The sequence below is a fragment of the Sphingopyxis granuli genome (assembly GCF_001559015.1).
GTDB lineage: Bacteria > Pseudomonadota > Alphaproteobacteria > Sphingomonadales > Sphingomonadaceae > Sphingopyxis > Sphingopyxis granuli.
On the sequence record NZ_CP012199.1, the window covers coordinates 1,793,627 to 1,810,307 of the forward strand.

Here is a 16,681-nt window from a genome sequence, read left to right on the forward strand (position 1 = left end):
CGCTCATCGCCCAGATGCCAGTGTAAGGTTGCGCGGTTTTCCGCCCTTTCCTTCGGCCAGGTTCCGGCGGCCGGCATAGGCCGTTCGGTAATCGCCTTTCGAGTTGGACTAGAACCGAACCGATACGCTGAGATCGGGCTCGACGCCCCCGGATATGCAGATTTCATGGGGCCCCGATTCGAGCTTCCAGCCGTGCGCCGTCTCGTCACGGTAGCGCAGATCGTCGAGATCGATGGTCATCGCGATCGTCCGCGTTTCGCCGGGCTGAAGGGAAACGCGCGTGAAGGCCTTCAGCGCCTGCGACCAACGCTCGACGCTGCCCGGATACCGGACATGGCACAGGATGCTGTCGTCGCCGGGACGGTCGCCGACATTGGCGACGGTGACGGAAACATGCACCGCCCGGTCGGATGCCGAGACGCGCAGGGCGCGGCGGGCGAAACGCGTGTAGCTGAGGCCGTGCCCGAAGGGATAGCGCGGCTCGATCCCGTCGCGCATCAGCTTCGCATAACCGTGCCAATGATCGTAGACGATCCTGTCCGCATCGCGGTCGAAGAAGGGATAATCGGCGGGATCGCGCGCCACCGTGAAGGGAAGGCGACCCGACGGATTGACGTCGCCGAACAGGATATCGGCGAGCGCGGCGCCGCCCTCCATCCCCGAATAGAAGGTCTGGAGGATCGCCCCCGCCTGCGCGCGCCAGCCTTCCACCAGCACCGCCGATCCCGCGACGATCGCGACGACCACGGGCGTTCCGGTCGCGGCGACGGCTTCGATCAGCGCAATCTGCCGCGCGGGCAGGTCGAGCGACAGCCGATCCCCTCCGATCGCCGGGCGCCTGCCGCTTGCATCGCTTTCCTGGCCCAGCGTGATGTCGCCCGGTATATATTCGCCTTCTTCGCGTGCATTGTAGCCTGCGACGATCAGCGCGGCGTCGGCATCGCGCGCCGCCGCGACCGCCGCGTCGATGTCATCCTCGTCGCCGACCGCGATGGCGTCGGCGCCCAGCATCGCGCGCAGCGCCTCGATCGGCGTGACCACATGGGGAGCGCGAACGCGGCTCGACCCCATGTCGCCGGTGTTCTCGAGCGACGCCAGCCGGCCGAGCACGGCGAGACGGCGGACCCGGCTGCGGTCGAGCGGCAGGACGCCGTTGTTCTCGAGCAGCACGATCGACTTCTCCGCCGCCTCGCGTGCCAGCGCGACATGCTCCGCGGACGCGACCAGTTCGGCGGGATAGGCGGTCAGCGGATCGGGCGCGCAGGCGAAGCGATATTGCGTGCGCAGGATGTTGCGGCAGGCGCGGTCGATCACGAAGGGCGCGACATGCCCCGCCTCGACCGCGGCGATCAGCTTTTCGCCCAGAATCTGCGGTTCGGGATTTTCGATGTCGAGCCCCGCCGCGACGGCATAGGGCTTGTAAAGGCCCATCACCCAGTCGGAATGCACGAAGCCCGCGAAACCCCATTCGCCACGCAGGATGTCCGTCAGCAAGCCGTGATGCTGGCCGCAATATTCGCCGTCGAACTTGTTGTAGGCGCTCATCACGCTCGCCACGCCGGCGTCGAGCGCCATCTTGAAATGCGGCAGATAGACTTCGTGAAGCGCACGCTCGCCGACCCGCACATCGACCTTGAACCGTGCGTTCTCCATCGAGTTGAGTGCGAAATGCTTGACCGTCGCCATCACATTCTGGGTCTGGATGCCAAGCCCCAGCGCGCTTCCCATGGCGCCCAGATGGTGCGGGTCCTCGCCATAGGTTTCCTGCGCCCGGCCCCAGGCGGGGTGGCGAAGGATATTGATGCAGACCGCGCCCGAAAGGTCGCAGCCCTGCGCGCGGATTTCCTTCCCCATTGCCTCGCCGATCCGCATTTCGAGGTCGGTGTCGAAGGTCGCGCCGCGCGCCATGGTGCAGGGGAAGCAGGTGCTCTGCCCGCGCGCGACGCCGCGCGGCCCGTCGGTGAACCACAGCGGCGGGACACCGAGGCGTTCGATTCCGCTCCCGGCGCGATAGGGCCGCGCGCCCCATAGCTTGTCGTCGGCGGCGAACTCCCGGAAAAAGCCGCGGCCGGACAGCATGCCGACTTTCTCCGCCAGCGTTGCATGCTCCATGATCGCATCGATCGTCTCGGCGATCCATTCCTCGGAAGCGCCGCGCCGCGGGGAGAAATCATGCTGCTGGTCGGTCATGTCGTCTGTCCATTGTCGGGGGTGGATGAAGCCCGGCCGCGGCGGCGTGCATTACGCCATCCGATCGCCCGGACGAGCCGCGCGTGGGTCCGCGTGTCGAGCGGGTAGAAATAGATGAACAGCCCGGCGCCGACCGCCAGCGCCGCGGGGACGAGCGTTGCCAGTCCGCGGATGCTCGTCAGCGTGTCGGGGGCTTGCGGCGCGTTGGGGACATAGCCGATGACGTCGAGCAATATGCCGATCAGGCCCGTTCCGACGCCGAGCGCGACCTTCTGCGTGAAGGCGAGAAAGCCGACGAGTGCCCCCTCTGCGCGGAGGCCGGTCTGCCATTCGCCTACCTCGACGGTATCGGGCAGCATCGACCAGAAAGTCAGCACGAAGGCTGCGTTCCCGACGCCGCTGAACGCCAGCAAGCCGTAAAGCATCGGCCCCGCCTTCGGCGCGATGGCGAAGATCAGGATGTTGGCGGTCGCACTGATCGCGATGCCGCTCAACCACACCGCGCGCTTGCCGATGCGCTGCGTCACCTTGACCCAGGGGAGCATCGACAGGGCCGCCGCGGCGAGCGAGACCGTCAGGCCGATAGTGATCGTCTCCTCGGATCCCGCATAATATTTCATGTAATAGAGCAGCGCCTTGCCGCCCATCGCATAACCGATCGAGCCGACGAGGGTTGCGCCGAGCAGGAGCAGGAATACGCGGTTCGACCCGACCGCGCGAAGCATCGCGGAAAAGGTCGGATGCGCGTCGGGCGCTTCGCCGATCGTTTCCTGGGTGCGCTTGAAGCAGTTGAGCAGCACCAGCGTGGCGATGAACGCATAGAGCGTTGCGACCCACAGGAAGCCTTCGCGGCCGCCGCCGAAGCGGGCGACGAGCGGCAGCGTCGCCGCAGCGAGGAACAGGCCGGTGACGATCGCGAACAGCATGCGCGCTCCCGCCAGTCGCGACCGGACGAGCGAGTCCGCGCTCATGCGGGCCGATAGGGCTACGAAGGGAATGTTCACGACGGTGTAGACCGTGCGGAACAGGATGTGCGTCGCGAGGCAGAAGAAGGCGAGCGCGTTGCCCGAAAGGCCCAGCGGCAGGAACATGGAGACGAAAGCGAGGGCGAGGAGCGGTGCGCCGAACGCCAGATAGGGGCGATAGCTGCCGAACCGGCTCCGCGTCCGGCTCGCGATCACGCCCATCGCGGGATCGGTAATCCCCTCCCACATGAGCGCCGCCATGATGATCAATCCGCCGACCGAGGCGGAAATACCAAGGACGTCGGTGTAGAAATAGAGCAGGAACAGCGAGCAGAAGGTGAAATAGAGGTTGAACGCCAGATCGCCCGACCCGTAAGCGACGACCGCGCCGGTGGGCAGGGATGATCGGTCCGCAAGATCGCGGTGTTGCCCCGCTCCAACGCTGCCATCGGCCATCGCTGCTCTCTCCCTTTTATGGGGAGCGTCTATCGCACCAGGGTCCGTCTGTCTCTAATTTTTATCCAATCGGATAATTATTTTCCGGATGCTTCTTCGCGCTTTGCAAGGCCGGGAAGGAACAGGGCGATGATCGCGTCGGAATAGGCCTCGATCGTCTGGTTCGAGCATGCGTCGATGCCGTGCGTCAATTTCGCTTCAGCAGCGAGGTTGAAGATCGACTGGGCGGCCCCCGTCAGCGCATAGACCATCAGCGCCGGGTCGACCCGCGGCATCGTGCCGTCGCGCATCAGGATGTCCCATCGTGGGAAGATCCGGTCGTGGCTGGGGCGGATGAAGCTTTCCGATGCCCACGCCAGTCGCTCATTGTCGCGGAAGGATTCCTGAACCATCAGCCGCGCATGCTCGGGGTGCTCGGCGCAATAGCGGACATAGCGCCGCAACGAGATTTCGAAAGCCTTGGCGGGGGGAAGGTCGGCTTCGCCGGGCTCGGGCTCCAATATCTCGCTCATGCGGGTGAAGAGCAGACGAACCGCCTCGCGCCACAATTCGTCCTTTGTGCCGAAATGATATTTGATCAGCCCGTGCTGGACGCCGACGCTTTCGGCTATTTCACGGACTCCGACACCGTCGAAGCCATGGCGGGAGAAAAGCTGCAGGGCTTCTTCGACGATCCGCTGCCGGGTCGCGACTCCGCGATCCTGGGTTTTTCTTTTCCGTCCCGGTTTCGACTGCAACCTGCTTGCCTCAGACCTTGAATCAATATCGTTCGACCGCGCCGCCAATACCAGCGACAATCGGGCATAAGCAATAATGGAGAAGCGGCTCAGGGGAGGGCTTTGCCGCCCGGAAGCCGATCGGGCTCCTTTTTCCGTCCGAGCGGCTCATATGTCTGGCGATATTGCTCGAAGCGCGCGCGCATGGCCTTCACGACCTTGGGATGGCGCGTCGCCAGATTATAATCCTCGCCGGGATCGCTGCGCACGTCGAACAATAGATTGGCACCGATCCGTGCCAGCGGCAGATCATATCCCCGATAATAGCTGCGCGCGACGAATTTCCAGCGATCGGTGCGGATCGCCGCGACCTTCTCGTTGTCGAACAGGACCAGTGCTTCGTGTGGGCTCGGCGCGCCGTCGAGCAGAACCGCGCTGATATCCTTGCCGTCGAGAACGAGATCCTTCGGCAGCGGTTTGCCGGCGAGTGCGGCGAAGGTCGGCAACAGGTCGAAATTCATCGTGATCGCGCTGCTGCGACTGCCGGCCGGGATGCGGCCGGGGCCCCAGGCGATGAACGGAACGCGATAGCCGCCGTCCCATCCCGCGCCGCCCTTGCGATCGCGCAGTTCGCCGGTCGATCCTTCGAACCATGGTCCATTGTCCGACGTGACGATGACATAGGTATCGTTCTGAAGGTCGAGCCGTTCGATCTGTTCGCGCAGGCGGCCGAGTTCGGCATCGACCTCTTCGACGACGTCGCCATAGTCGCCGGCCGGCGAGTGCCCGGCGTGTTCCTTCGTCGGGTGAAGCGGAATATGCGGCGCGGTCAGCGCGAGCATCAGGAAAAAGGGGCGATCGCGATTGGCGTCGACGAACTCGCCGGCCCGCGCGAAGAATCGCTGCGTCAGGGCCACCATGTCGACGTCTTCCTGGGTGAATTCCACGCCCTCGCCCGCGGTATAGAGCGACAGCGGCTTCATGTCGTGGCTATAGGGAAGGCCGAAGAACAGGTCGAATCCCTGCACGGTCGGCGGCCAATAGGGTGGGGTGTGCCCAAGATGCCATTTGCCGATCAGCGCCGATGCATAGTCGTCGCCGAGCACTTCGGGAATCGTGACCTCTTCGGGCGGCAGGCCGTTCGTGTCGTCCGCCTGGATCACTTGCCACGCCAGCCCGGTGCGGATCGGATAACGCCCGGTCAGCAGGCCGGCGCGCGACGGGGTGCAGATATTCGCCGAGGCATAGGCATCGGTCATCAGCAGCCCGTCGGCGGCAAGCCGGTCGATATTGGGCGTGCGGATCGCGCGCGAGCCATTGGCCCCGATGTCGCCGTACCCGAGATCGTCGGCGAGGACGACGATGAAATTCGGCGGACGGCGCCGCGCGGCGCTGTCCTTCGACCGCGCCAGTGCCAGTGTGGAGACCCCGCCGGCTCCGGCGACGGCAAGGCTGGCGAGCAGGCTGCGGCGATCGAGTTCCATCATCAGAATCTATACTCCACCGTGGCCCCGAACTGCCGCGCCGCGGTCGACGGGAAGAACTGCGATTGCCCGCCGGTGTCGAGAGGCGTGTCGTAGATCAGTTCGACGAAGCTCTTGTCGGTCAGATTCTTGCCCCAGATCCACGCTCGCAGGCGGTCGCCCGGCAATGCGAAGCCGATTTGGGCATCGAGCAGGCCATAAGCCTTCTGCACCGATTTTGGATCGAGGTCGAGCGCGGTGAAGGTGCTGCCGCGATAGGCAAAGGAAAGCTGGCCGAAAACGCTCGCGCCCGCCGCCGAAACCTCGGTTTCGTAACGCGCGGACGCGTTCGCCGTGAACTTGGGCGCCATCGCCAGTTCCTTGCCGGTCAGATCCTGCCGCGCCTGCCCGCCCGAAACGATGCAGCCCTGGGCCACCGTCTGGCCGAAATAACAGGGCGCGCCCGCGAAGTCGGTATATTTCGCCCTGGTATAGGCCGCGCCGCCCATCAGACGCAGGCCCGATCCCATATTGATGTCGACGTCGGCCTCGATCCCGCGCGTGCGCAGCGAGCCGGCATTGATCACGTCGAACACCAGGGTACCGGTGTCCGAAACGCCGATCGCCTGCGCCTGGAAATCGTCGAAATCGGTGCTGAAGAAGGCGATGTTGAAGCGCACCCGGCGATCGAACAACTCGGTCTTGGCGCCGAATTCGTACGACGTCGGAATCTCGGGTTCGACGGTGCGCAGCAAGGTCGAGTCCTGCAGCGCATTGAAGCCGCCGCCCTTGAACCCGCGCGCGACGCTGCCATAGAGCGTCACCTCTTCGGTCGGACGGAATTGCGCCCCCATGCGCCACGTCCATGCGCCGTCGACGCGCTTCATCTTCTGGTCGACATTGGGTCCGAGCAGGATGGTACCCGGATTGGCGAAGCGCCGAAAATGCGTGTTCAGCCGCTCGACCGTGTAGCGCAGTCCGCCGAAGACGTTGAACTGATCGCTCAGATGATAGGTCGCATCGGCGAAGGCGGCGAAATTCTGGGTATCGTTCTCGACGAAGATCGCGCGCGACAACTGGACGCCGGGCGGCAGAGGCTGGTCGAACGTGCCCTGCTGCGAATTGCCGAGTTCATAATCCTGGTTGAAGAGGAACAGGCCGCCGACCCACTCGAACGGCTCGCCGGACGGAGAGGTCAGGCGCAGTTCCTGCGTGAACTGGCGCTGACGGCTGTCGCCATTGTTGATGTTAAGAACGGGGGTCGGCCGTTGGTCGGCGTCGTTGTTGTCGGTCGCATCCCACCAGCGCAGGCCGGTGATCGACGTCACCGTGATGCCCCCGGTGCCCTCGATATCGACCTGCACCGATCCGCCATAGGTTTCCTGGCGGATGAACGTGCGGCCGTCGAGCGCAACCTCCCGGTTGTCGGGGCCGGGAACGATGCCCGCGGCGGTCACCCGGTTGCGGATATCGGCATTGTTGCCGAAACTGCGGATCGTCCACATGCAGCAGGCGGCGTCGCGCGACGAATAGTCGCCCGCGACGAGCACGCGGATATTGTCGGCGGGTTCCCACAACAGCTTCGCGCGACCGCCCCACTCGTCGCGATCGTTGAGGCGGCTGTCGTCGAATCGGTTGTGAATATAGCCGTCGCGTTTCGTGCGATAAGCCGATGCGCGAAACGCCAGATTCGAGGTCAGGCCGCCGGTGACCGTTCCGCGCAGCACGAATTCGTCGAACTCGCCGTAGGTCGCCTGGACCTTGCCGCCCCAGCTGTAGCTGGGATCGGTGGTCACGATGTTGAGGACGCCGGCTGAGGCATTCTTGCCGAACAAGGTGCCCTGCGGACCGCGCAGCACTTCAATCCGCTGGATGTCGAACAGGTCGGTCATCCCCGCGCCCTGCCGCCCGATCGGCACACCGTCGATGACGATGCCGACCGAACCCTCGATCGCCGACGAGAAATTGTTCGTGCCGATGCCGCGGATCGCCAGGCCGGCACCGCGCGGGTTGTTGCTGCCCTGGAAGGAGAAGTTCGGGGTCGTCGTCTGCAACTGGGAGATTTCAGTGATGTTCCGGTTGCTCAACTGCTCGCCGCTCAGCACCGCGACCGACAGTGGAACGTCCTGCAACGACTGTTCGCGTTTCTGGGCCGTCACGACGATCTCGTCGCCAGCGACGCTTGCGTTCTCCGAAGCGGACAGGGGAGCGGTGTCCTGCGCATGGGCGCCGCTCGCGAGCAGCGTCGATCCCATCAACGCCACGAATATGCTCTTCATCCGCATCCTCCCATTTATTTATCCACTCGGATAATAATTTGAGCTGGCGAATGTCAAGCATGAATCCGGCATCCCGCCCCGGCCATGAGCAAAGGGCGGCGAGCAACGAAACATCCGTCGATTGCGGCGAGCCGACGATGGCGTGGGTGCGCCATATCTTCGCCGCAAGGCCGGTGGAAAGCTGCTCGCTTCGAAATGGCGGGGTTCAAGATTTTGTTTTAAAATGGAAAATTACGGGAAATTTCGTTACCGGATCGGTGCGCAGGATCGCATGATATGTCGCCTGCCGTTCGACGGGAGAATCTGCGCAACGGCGCTTGTCTTCGCCCCGACACGCTGGTAGAGGCGCCCCTCGTTGCCGCTTTAGCTCAGTTGGTAGAGCACATCATTCGTAATGATGGGGTCAGGTGTTCGAGTCACCTAAGCGGCACCACAATCTCCATGATCGACGATTTGGTACGGCACGGACGTTATTCGGCGCGCTCCGGCTCGCTGCGGGTCGGAAGCTGCGGGAGCTTTTCGCTGCGATCGCGATAGATCGCCGCGCGGGCGAGCAGGATCAGCGTGACCGGCGTCGTCAGGGTGACGAACAGCGCGATCAATATCTCATGGACGACCGGCCGGCCCTGCGTGATCGAGAAGCACAGCATGGAGCCGAGCAGGATCGCCGCCATGCCCGCGGTCGCGCCCAGCGTCGTGGCGTGGACGCGCGCATAGAAGGTCTTCAGGCGTATCAGGCCGAACGCGCCCACCAGCGTGATGATCGCGCCGCCGAGGACCAGGAGGCCGACGATGATCGCGGCCCAGGTCGGCAGATCGGGTGCCTGCATCATTCGATGACTTCTCCCCGCATCAGGAACTTGCCGAGCGCGACGGTACCCACGAATCCTAGCAGCGCGATGACCAGCGCCGCCTCGAAATAGAGGGTGCGGCCGGTCTGAATACCATAGGTGAGCAGCAGCAGCATCCCCGTCAGGTAGAGCGTGTCGAGCCCGAGGACCCGATCCTGCGCGCGCGGACCGCGCAGCATGCGAAAGGCGGCGCATCCCATCGCGAGGCCTAGCACGATCTGCGCGGCGGTGATCACCAGCGCCAGGAACAGCGCGTTCATTCGAATATCTCCATCAGAAGCCGCTCGTAACGCTGCCGGATCTGCCGAACCCATTCGGCTTCGTCGACCAGATCGAGGATATGGATCAGGATGACGTGCCGGTTCGCGTCGTGCTGTACCCACAGCGACCCCGGCGTCGCTGTGATGATGAGTGCGAGCACGGCCAGTGCATAGGGGCTGCGCAGCTCGGTCGGCAGTTCGATGAAGTCCGAATGACGGTGCGGCGGGTTGAACAGGATGATCTTCCCCACCGCGATGTTGGAACGGACGATGTCCACCAGCACGATTCCGGCGAGCCGGACCATCGCCCATCCGACCCGCACGCGCGGCGGTTCGGGCTTGAGCGACAGCATCGACCGCGACACGATCAGCGCGACCAGAGCGCCGAGCAGGATGTGCCCGGGCGAGAAGCCGGTCAGCAGCGTCCACATTGCGAACAGCGCGAGCGCCAGCAGCGGGTAGGGGACGAGCCGCCTCATGGCTGCGCGCTCCCCGCCGGAGGCGCGCCGGCGACGGCGGAAAGATAGCCGGCCGGATCGTGCAGCGCGGCCGATGTCGCCTCGAGATAGGCCATGACCGGCCCGGCCCACAGCATCAGCGCCAGGCAGACGGCGAGCAGCAGCGCGATGGGCGCGACCTCGACCAGGCTGAGGCGCGACGGGGCGTCCTCGCCCGGCGTCCACAGCAGGTCGATGCCGGCGCGGGTCATCACGATCATCGTCGCGAGGCCGGACACGATGAGCAGTCCGATCAGCGTCCAGTTCATCGGTCCGACCGCACCCGCGCGCAGCAACGCATCGATGATGGCGAATTTGGCAATGAAGCCCGACAGCGGCGGCAATCCGGCAAGCAGCAGCGCGCAGAAGATGAAGCCGCCGCCGAGGATGGCGATCGTTCCGGGGATGACGACGCCCGTCTCGTCCTCCTCTTCCTCGATCGCGCCGACATATTCGTCCTCGAACACGGGCTCGGCGATGCCTTCGATCATGTCGTCCTCGTCGGCGTTGCGTTCGACGGGTTCGATGATGAGGTAGAGCGCGCTGATCGCGAGCGTCGAGCTGACAAGATAGAAGAGCAGCGCGGCGATGAGCGGCTGGCCGCCGATGCCGAGCCCGGCGAGCAGCGTGCCCGACGAAACCAGCACATAGTGCCCGACGACCCGCGTGAGCTGGCGGGCGGACAGGATGCCGATGACGCCGAAGACCATGGTGGCGAGACCGCCATAGAGCAGCCCGTCGTTGGCGAAGCCGGCGACGTCGCCCGATGCTTCGCCGAACAGCAGGAAGGAAAGGCGGAGGATGACGTAGACGCCGACCTTGGTCATGATCGCGAACAGCGCGGCGACCGGCGGCGCGGCGGCGGCATAGGTGCGCGGGAGCCAGAAGCTCAGCGGCCAGACGCCCGCCTTGACCAGAAAGGCGACGCCCAGGATCGCCGCGCCGGCCTCCAGCAGCGCGATGTCGCCGGGATCGGTGCGGGCGACGCGGGTGGCGAGGTCGGCCATGTTGAGCGTACCTGTGACCGAATAGATCAGCGCCACACCGATCAGGAAGAGCAGCGAGGCCGCGATGTTGATGGTGATGTAATGCAGGCTAGCGCTGGTTCGCTCGGTCCCCGCGCCGTGCAGAATCAGGCCATAGGAGGCGGCGAGCAGCACTTCGAAGAAGACGAAGAGGTTGAAGATGTCGCCGGTCAGGAACGCGCCGTTCACACCCATCAGCAACAGCAGGAACAGCGCGTGGAAGCGCGGTCCCGACCGGTCCCAGCGCGCCAGCGCATAGAATAGCGAGGTGAAGCCGAGCACGTTGGCGAGCAGGAGCATCGTCGCCGACAGGCGGTCGACCACCAGCACGATTCCGAAGGGCGCCGCCCAGTTGCCGAGCAGATAGACATGGGGGCTGTCGGTGCCCGCATTGCCCGCGTCGCTGGTGAACCACAGCAGCGACGCGGCATTGGCGATCAGCAGCGCGGATGCGATCAGGCTCAGCCACCGTTTCAGGACGCGCCGCCGCTCGTCGAAGGCGAGCATCAGCGCGCTGGCCAGCAGCGGTAGCAGGATCGGCGTGATGATCAGGTGATGGAGCCAGCCGGTCATGCTTCGCCGTCCTCGCCATCGACATGGTCGGTGCCGGTCAGGCCGCGCGAGGCGAGCAGCACCACCAGCAGCAGCGCGGTCGTCGCGAACGAGATGACGATCGCCGTCAGCACCAGCGCCTGCGGCAGCGGATCGGCGTAGAGCGCGGGATCGGCGGACGCCGGATCCTTGCCGATGATCGGCGGCGCGTCGCTGCGCAGCCGACCGGCCGCCACGATGAACAGGTTGACCGCATAGGAAAGGAGCGACAGGCCGAGGATCACCTGAAAGGTGCGCGGCCGGAACAGCAGCCACAGGCCCGACGCCGTCAGCACCCCGATGGCGAGCGAAAGGAGGATTTCCATCAGGCGCTCCCCCCGGTGCCCGGCTCGGCCGCCGCGGGCTGAACCGGCTTGCGCGCGCGCGGCGAACGGATCGACTGGTGCGCGATGGCGATCAGCATCAGCAGCGTGGTGCCGACGACCACCGCGAACACGCCGATATCGAACAGCAACGCGCTCGCCAGCGGAATATCGCCGATCAGCGGCAGCGTCAGATAGCGCGAATGGCTGGTCAGGAAGGGGTAGCCGAACAACCAGGCGGCAAGGCCGGTCGCAACCGCGCAGACCAGTCCGGCGCTGATCCAGCGCACCGGCTGGACGCTCAGGCTCGCTTCGACCAGTCGCGTGCCGTTCGCCATGTAGAGGAGGAGGAAGGCGATCGACGTGGCGATGCCCGCGGCGAAGCCGCCGCCGGGCAGGTCGTGGCCGCGCATCAGCAGATAGAGGGCAAAGGTCAGGACGACCGGGAACAGCCATTGCATGATGATGCGCGGGACGAAGAGATAATGGACGAGCGTATCGCCCATCGCATGATCCTTGCTCGCTTCGTCGAACGCATTCTGCCGCCGCTGCTGGTCGGGAATCTCGATGCTTTCCGGCGCGGGACGGAACCGGCGCAGCAGGGTGAAGACGGTCAGCGCGACGATCGACAGGACGGTGATCTCTCCCAGCGTGTCGAACCCGCGGAAATCGACGAGGATGACGTTGACGACATTGGTTCCGCCGCCACCCGAATAGGCGTTCTCGACGAAATAGCGCGAGATGCTGTCCGGCATCGGCCGGGTCATCATCGCATAGGCGAGCGCGGCCACCCCCGTCCCGCCGGCGATCGCGAGCAGCAGGTCGCCGCCGCGCCGGATCAGGACCATCGGCGGCTTGCGCTCCTCGGCCCATATGGCGGGGCGGCGCTGCGGCAGCCAGCGCAGGCTGAGCAGAAGCAGGACGAGGGTGACGATCTCGACGAGCAGTTGCGTCAGCCCGAGGTCGGGCGCCGACAGCCAGATGAAGCTGATGCAGACGGCAAGCCCGGCGGCCCCGACCAGGACGAGCGCGACCAGCCGATGGAATTTCGCCTGCCACGCCGCCGCGATGGCGCAGGCGCCGCCGCACAGCCACAGCAGGCCGAAGACCGGATCGATCAGCGTATCCTGCAGCGGACCCCGGCTATAGCCGAGCCGCAGGAAGGGAAGGGTGCCGAGCAGCAGCGCGGTGACGACGATCAGCCGCAACTGCACCTGCAGACGCCGGGTGCCGAGCCGCTCGTGCAGGCCGCGCGCCGCATTGACGATCGCCGCGAGCACCGCCTCGAAGGTGCGGCGTCCCTTCAGCCGGCCGATCAGCGGCGATCGCTCGACGGCGTTCAGCCGCTCGCGGAACAGGATATAGAGCGCCGTACCGGCGATCAGCGCGATGAAGCTCATCGCCAGCGGCAGGGTGAACCCGTGCCATATCGCCAGGCTGTAGGTCGGCGTTTGGTCCCCCAGCACCGACTGGACGGCGCTGGCGAGGAATGGCCCGATGGTGAGCGCCGGAACGATCCCGACGAGCAGGCAGGCGAGCACCAGTATCTCGATCGGCAGGCGTATCCAGTGCGGCGCTTCGGCCGGCTGGTGCGGCAGGTCGACCGGCGGCGGTCCGAAGAAGGTCTGGTGGATGAAGCGAACCGAATAGAAGACGCTGAAAGCGCTGGCCAGCGTCGCGAGATAGGGCAGTGCCACGTCGATGATCGTGCCGCTGTGCGCTTCGAGCGCTTCGGCGAGGAACATCTCCTTCGACAGGAAGCCGTTGAGCAGCGGCACGCCCGCCATCGCCGCCGCCGCGACCATCGCGAGCGTGGCGGTGATCGGCATGAAGCGGACGAGGCCGCTCAACCGGCGCAGGTCGCGCGTTCCCGTTTCATGGTCGATGATCCCGGTGGCCATGAACAGCGACGCCTTGAAGGTGGCGTGATTGACGGTGTGGAAGATGGCCGCCACCGCCGCGAGCGGACTGCCCAGCCCCAGCAGCAGCGTGATGAGGCCGAGGTGGCTGATCGTCGAATAGGCGAGCAGGCCCTTCAGATCCTGCTGGAATATCGCCGCCCAGGCGCCGACCAGCAGCGTCGCGAGGCCGGTCGTGGTGACGATCAGATACCAGCTGTCGGTGCCCGAGAGGACCGGCCAGAGCAGGGTGAGCAGAAAGATGCCCGCCTTCACCATCGTCGCCGAATGCAGATAGGCGGATACGGGCGTCGGGGCGGCCATGGCATGCGGCAGCCAGAAGTGGAAAGGGACCTGCGCGCTCTTGGTGAATGCGCCGATCAGGATCAGGATCAGGGCCGGAAGATAGGCCTTGTCGGCGTGGATGGCATCGCGCGCCGCAAGCACCGCATCGACGTCGTAGCTTCCCGCCATCCGCCCGAGCAGCAGCAGCCCGACGAGCAGGCACACGCCGCCCGCGCCGGTGACGATCAGCGCCATGCGCGCGCCGTCGCGCGCGCTTTGATTATGGTGCCAATATCCGATCAGCAGGAAGGAAAAGAGGCTGGTCAATTCCCAGAAGAAGGCGATCTGGATCAGGTTGCCCGACAGGACGATGCCGAGCATCGACCCCATGAACGCCTGGAGGAAGGCGAAGAAGCGCGGTACCGGATCGTCCGGCGACATGTAGTAGCGCGCATAGAGGATGACGAGCGCCCCGATGCCGAGGACGAGCGTCGCGAACAGCCAGGTGAAGCCGTCGAGCCGAAGTGTCAGGTTGAGCCCGAGCGTCGGCAGCCACGCCAGTTCGTGGCGCACGACCTCGCCGCGCTCAACGAGCGGATAATAGGCCGCGATGATCATGGCGCCGGCAAGCGCGATCACCCCCGCCAGCGTCGAGGCGAGGTTCCGGCCGCGGGCCGGCAGGAATGCCGCGATCGCGCTGCCCAGAAATGGAAGCGCGACGACGGCCAGGAGGAAGCGGGGGTCGTGCATAAGGTAGGGGGAAGATCTCCATCGCCTGGTGCGCTGCCCGAGGGCGTCCCCCCTTATGGTAGACGTTGGCGCGGCGGAGCAAGGCGTGAGTTGAGTTTTTTGCGGTGCGGGTGATCGGGCGCGGCGGCGCCGACGCGTCTATCCGGCCCCCGCCGCGCCCGGAACGATCAGGAGATCGCCTTCGAGCGTATCGAGCAGCCGCTTGTCCATGCTGCCGATGAACGCGTCGAACAGGATGCCGTGCCCCTGGCTTCCAACGACGGTCAGGTCGCCGTGATGGTCCTCGACATGGTCGCTGATCAGCATTTCGGGCGTGCCGCGTTCGACGACGACGTCCAGCCGTTCGAGCAGCGCGGCGTCGATGCGGCTCTCGGCTCGCAGCATCGCCCTGGCTTCGTCGGCCTTGGCTCGCGATTCCGACGTGAAGTCGCGGTCGGTGAGATAACCGGTGTAGGGCACGTCATATCCATGAAAAAGGGTCAGCGCCGCCGCGGGAAAGAAGGCGGAGGCGACGAGCGTCGCCTGGAGCGCGGCTTCGGAAAAATCGGTGGCGATCACGATCCGGCGATAGGGTCCGGCCGGGCGGTCGCGCACGACCAGCACCGGCACCGCGGCCCGGCGCACGAGGCGGCTGACGGTGTTGCCCAGGATCATCCGCCCCAGCGTCTCGTCGCGCGCGATGCCGGTGACGATCAGGTCGCAATGCTCATGTTCGGCGATCTCGACCAGCTTCGTGGCGGGATCGCCGGTTTCGACCACCACGCCGATATCGTCCGCGACGCTGGCGACATCGCGCGCCAGGCGCCAGTGCATCCGCTCGGCGGGCGTCGCCTGCCGGCGCCAGGACGAGGGGCGGGGGTCGAGAAGGTCCGCGGGTTCGGGTTCGATCACCGTTGCGGCAGTAAGCTCCGCGCCCCATTCGCCCGCCAACTGCACGGCGCGGTCCAGCGCGCGGTCGCAGCGACAGCTGAGGTCGGTGGCAAGGAGAATGTGGCGGGGCGTGGTGTCGGTCATGGTCATTCCCGGATTTGCAGTCGCGTCATTGCAACAGGAGACGGCCGTGGCGGCGCTGGGATCGCCCGGCGCCGAAAGGGACGGCATGGGCGAACCATGCCTCCTTCATACAATAACGACCGGGATTTCAACCGGAAATCCGACACGCCTGTCGGCCGCCCGCGGGGAGGCGCAGGGATTCAGCCTTGCTGCACGTTCGCTGATCTTCCGTCCCCCTGAACTTGTTTGGCGTATATGCCCTTCAGAATGTAAGAGCTTGTTCCCCGGCGAAAGCCGGGGTCAGATGGCATGACGCTGCCCCGCGTGGACCCCGGCTTTCGCCGGGGAACGATGCCCTGTCGAAAAGGGCAAACCTCGCCGGATTTGGAACGATCCGTCCTAGCCGTGCAGGCTCATCAGCGAGTCCATCAGCCCGTCGTCGGCGCTCGAGCAGACGCCGAGGACGAGCGCCTCCTCGCAGCCTTCGCCGACGACATAGGCATGCCCCATCGTCGAATCGATATAGATGCCCTGACCCTGTTCGAGCGTGACCGGATCGTAGAATTCGCTGTGCACCTCGATCCGCCCCTCGATGACGAAGATGAATTCCTCCCCCTGGTGGCGGACGAGTTCGCCGAACTCGCTGGCGCTGCGCGCGCGGATGCGGGTGATGATGGGGAGCATCCGCTTTTGCCGCAGATCGGTGCAAAGATAGTGATAATCGTAATTGTCAGTCGTGACGCGCACCGCCTTTTCCTTCGTGCCGATGCTGCGGCGGCCCGTGACGCGCGGCGCGCTCTCTTCCTCGCCCTCGGCGAAAAGATCCGACATGCGGATGTTGAGTCGCTGGCTGAGCTGCTGGAGCTTATCGTAGCTCAGGGTCAGCCGGTCGTGCTCGACCTTCGACAGCGTCGACACGGGGATACCTGATTTCGCGCTCATTTCCTTGAGCGTCCAGCCGTTTCGCGAGCGAATTCCGCGCATCACCGCGCCGAGCGTCGGCGGGTTCGAACGGTCCGCCATCAGTTTTTCCATTCCATGTTTGACAATTTTCCAATCAGGATCATTATATCCCCAATGGGCCAATAGGTGTTGGCTCCTTGGTAAGGGGTCGCGCGGCTCGCTGCAAGGTTTCAGAG

At 65.3% G+C, this 16,681-nt stretch carries 14 protein-coding genes and 1 tRNA gene; 2 read left to right on the forward strand and 13 right to left on the reverse strand.

The window, feature by feature from the left end:
- Window positions 1–108: 108 nt before the first annotated feature.
- The 5 genes from SGRAN_RS08215 to SGRAN_RS08235 form a co-directional block, all read right to left on the reverse strand.
- On the reverse strand, window positions 109–2,190 hold the full coding sequence (locus SGRAN_RS08215; RefSeq protein WP_067182473.1) for a beta-glucosidase family protein: 2,082 nt from the start codon (window positions 2,188–2,190) through the stop codon (window positions 109–111).
- The gene (locus tag SGRAN_RS08220) at window positions 2,187–3,611 is read right to left on the reverse strand and encodes an MFS transporter (RefSeq protein WP_067182476.1); all 1,425 of its coding nucleotides are present in this window, start codon (window positions 3,609–3,611) and stop codon (window positions 2,187–2,189) included. Before SGRAN_RS08220 ends, SGRAN_RS08215 begins: the two co-directional genes overlap by 4 nt.
- 77 nt (window positions 3,612–3,688) lie before the next feature.
- The gene (locus SGRAN_RS08225; RefSeq protein WP_067182478.1) at window positions 3,689–4,348 is read right to left on the reverse strand and encodes a TetR/AcrR family transcriptional regulator; all 660 of its coding nucleotides are present in this window, start codon (window positions 4,346–4,348) and stop codon (window positions 3,689–3,691) included.
- Between the two features lie 89 nt (window positions 4,349–4,437).
- Window positions 4,438–5,814, reverse strand: coding sequence for a sulfatase family protein (locus SGRAN_RS08230; protein ID WP_237233941.1), 1,377 nt, complete (start codon window positions 5,812–5,814; stop codon window positions 4,438–4,440).
- Window positions 5,814–8,069, reverse strand: a complete 2,256-nt coding sequence (locus SGRAN_RS08235; protein ID WP_067182481.1) for a TonB-dependent receptor — start codon at window positions 8,067–8,069, stop codon at window positions 5,814–5,816. The genes SGRAN_RS08230 and SGRAN_RS08235 overlap by 1 nt, the downstream gene beginning before the upstream one ends.
- Window positions 8,070–8,119: 50 nt before the next feature.
- Between SGRAN_RS08235 and SGRAN_RS22175 the strand changes: the two genes are divergently transcribed.
- Together SGRAN_RS22175 and SGRAN_RS08240 are read left to right on the forward strand one after the other, a co-directional pair.
- Window positions 8,120–8,344: a hypothetical protein gene (locus tag SGRAN_RS22175; RefSeq protein ID WP_148650829.1), complete on the forward strand. Its 225-nt coding sequence runs from the start codon at window positions 8,120–8,122 to the stop codon at window positions 8,342–8,344.
- An 82-nt stretch (window positions 8,345–8,426) separates the two neighbouring features.
- A tRNA-Thr gene (locus tag SGRAN_RS08240) sits at window positions 8,427–8,502 on the forward strand.
- A gap of 37 nt (window positions 8,503–8,539) precedes the next feature.
- On the opposite strand, the gene mnhG is transcribed toward SGRAN_RS08240, so the two are convergent.
- The 8 genes from mnhG to SGRAN_RS08280 form a co-directional block, all read right to left on the reverse strand.
- On the reverse strand, window positions 8,540–8,902 hold the full coding sequence (gene mnhG / locus SGRAN_RS08245; RefSeq protein WP_174521637.1) for a monovalent cation/H(+) antiporter subunit G: 363 nt from the start codon (window positions 8,900–8,902) through the stop codon (window positions 8,540–8,542).
- Entirely contained in the window at window positions 8,899–9,180 is a 282-nt protein-coding gene (locus SGRAN_RS08250) for a K+/H+ antiporter subunit F (protein WP_067106205.1), read from the reverse strand. The genes mnhG and SGRAN_RS08250 overlap by 4 nt, the downstream gene beginning before the upstream one ends.
- Window positions 9,177–9,659 carry a Na+/H+ antiporter subunit E gene (locus SGRAN_RS08255; RefSeq protein WP_067106207.1) on the reverse strand — a complete coding sequence of 161 codons (483 nt, stop codon included), beginning with the start codon at window positions 9,657–9,659 and terminating at the stop codon, window positions 9,177–9,179. The genes SGRAN_RS08250 and SGRAN_RS08255 overlap by 4 nt, the downstream gene beginning before the upstream one ends.
- Window positions 9,656–11,275 carry a monovalent cation/H+ antiporter subunit D gene (locus SGRAN_RS08260; protein WP_067182483.1) on the reverse strand — a complete coding sequence of 540 codons (1,620 nt, stop codon included), beginning with the start codon at window positions 11,273–11,275 and terminating at the stop codon, window positions 9,656–9,658. Before SGRAN_RS08260 ends, SGRAN_RS08255 begins: the two co-directional genes overlap by 4 nt.
- The gene (locus tag SGRAN_RS08265) at window positions 11,272–11,619 is read right to left on the reverse strand and encodes a Na+/H+ antiporter subunit C (RefSeq protein ID WP_067182485.1); all 348 of its coding nucleotides are present in this window, start codon (window positions 11,617–11,619) and stop codon (window positions 11,272–11,274) included. Before SGRAN_RS08265 ends, SGRAN_RS08260 begins: the two co-directional genes overlap by 4 nt.
- On the reverse strand, window positions 11,619–14,549 hold the full coding sequence (locus tag SGRAN_RS08270; protein ID WP_067182487.1) for a monovalent cation/H+ antiporter subunit A: 2,931 nt from the start codon (window positions 14,547–14,549) through the stop codon (window positions 11,619–11,621). The genes SGRAN_RS08265 and SGRAN_RS08270 overlap by 1 nt, the downstream gene beginning before the upstream one ends.
- Before the next feature lie 138 nt (window positions 14,550–14,687).
- Complete coding sequence (locus tag SGRAN_RS08275; RefSeq protein WP_067106216.1) at window positions 14,688–15,563, reverse strand: universal stress protein; 876 nt, start codon at window positions 15,561–15,563, stop codon at window positions 14,688–14,690.
- A 378-nt stretch (window positions 15,564–15,941) separates the two neighbouring features.
- Window positions 15,942–16,565, reverse strand: coding sequence for a helix-turn-helix domain-containing protein (locus SGRAN_RS08280; RefSeq protein WP_067106306.1), 624 nt, complete (start codon window positions 16,563–16,565; stop codon window positions 15,942–15,944).
- Window positions 16,566–16,681: the final 116 nt, after the last annotated feature.

What these genes read in the sequence shown, in the direction of transcription:
- SGRAN_RS08215 (WP_067182473.1), bottom strand. Translation starts at nt 2,190, where the DNA reads ATGACCGACCAGCAGCATGATTTCTCCCCGCGGCGCGGCGCTTCCGAG.
- SGRAN_RS08220 (WP_067182476.1), bottom strand. Translation starts at nt 3,611, where the DNA reads ATGGCCGATGGCAGCGTTGGAGCGGGGCAACACCGCGATCTTGCGGAC.
- SGRAN_RS08230 (WP_237233941.1), bottom strand. Translation starts at nt 5,814, where the DNA reads ATGATGGAACTCGATCGCCGCAGCCTGCTCGCCAGCCTTGCCGTCGCC.
- SGRAN_RS08235 (WP_067182481.1), bottom strand. Translation starts at nt 8,069, where the DNA reads ATGAAGAGCATATTCGTGGCGTTGATGGGATCGACGCTGCTCGCGAGC.
- SGRAN_RS22175 (WP_148650829.1), top strand. Translation starts at nt 8,120, where the DNA reads ATGTCAAGCATGAATCCGGCATCCCGCCCCGGCCATGAGCAAAGGGCG.
- mnhG (WP_174521637.1), bottom strand. Translation starts at nt 8,902, where the DNA reads ATGATGCAGGCACCCGATCTGCCGACCTGGGCCGCGATCATCGTCGGC.
- SGRAN_RS08250 (WP_067106205.1), bottom strand. Translation starts at nt 9,180, where the DNA reads ATGAACGCGCTGTTCCTGGCGCTGGTGATCACCGCCGCGCAGATCGTG.
- SGRAN_RS08255 (WP_067106207.1), bottom strand. Translation starts at nt 9,659, where the DNA reads ATGAGGCGGCTCGTCCCCTACCCGCTGCTGGCGCTCGCGCTGTTCGCA.
- SGRAN_RS08260 (WP_067182483.1), bottom strand. Translation starts at nt 11,275, where the DNA reads ATGACCGGCTGGCTCCATCACCTGATCATCACGCCGATCCTGCTACCG.
- SGRAN_RS08265 (WP_067182485.1), bottom strand. Translation starts at nt 11,619, where the DNA reads ATGGAAATCCTCCTTTCGCTCGCCATCGGGGTGCTGACGGCGTCGGGC.
- SGRAN_RS08270 (WP_067182487.1), bottom strand. Translation starts at nt 14,549, where the DNA reads ATGCACGACCCCCGCTTCCTCCTGGCCGTCGTCGCGCTTCCATTTCTG.
- SGRAN_RS08275 (WP_067106216.1), bottom strand. Translation starts at nt 15,563, where the DNA reads ATGACCGACACCACGCCCCGCCACATTCTCCTTGCCACCGACCTCAGC.
- SGRAN_RS08280 (WP_067106306.1), bottom strand. Translation starts at nt 16,565, where the DNA reads ATGGCGGACCGTTCGAACCCGCCGACGCTCGGCGCGGTGATGCGCGGA.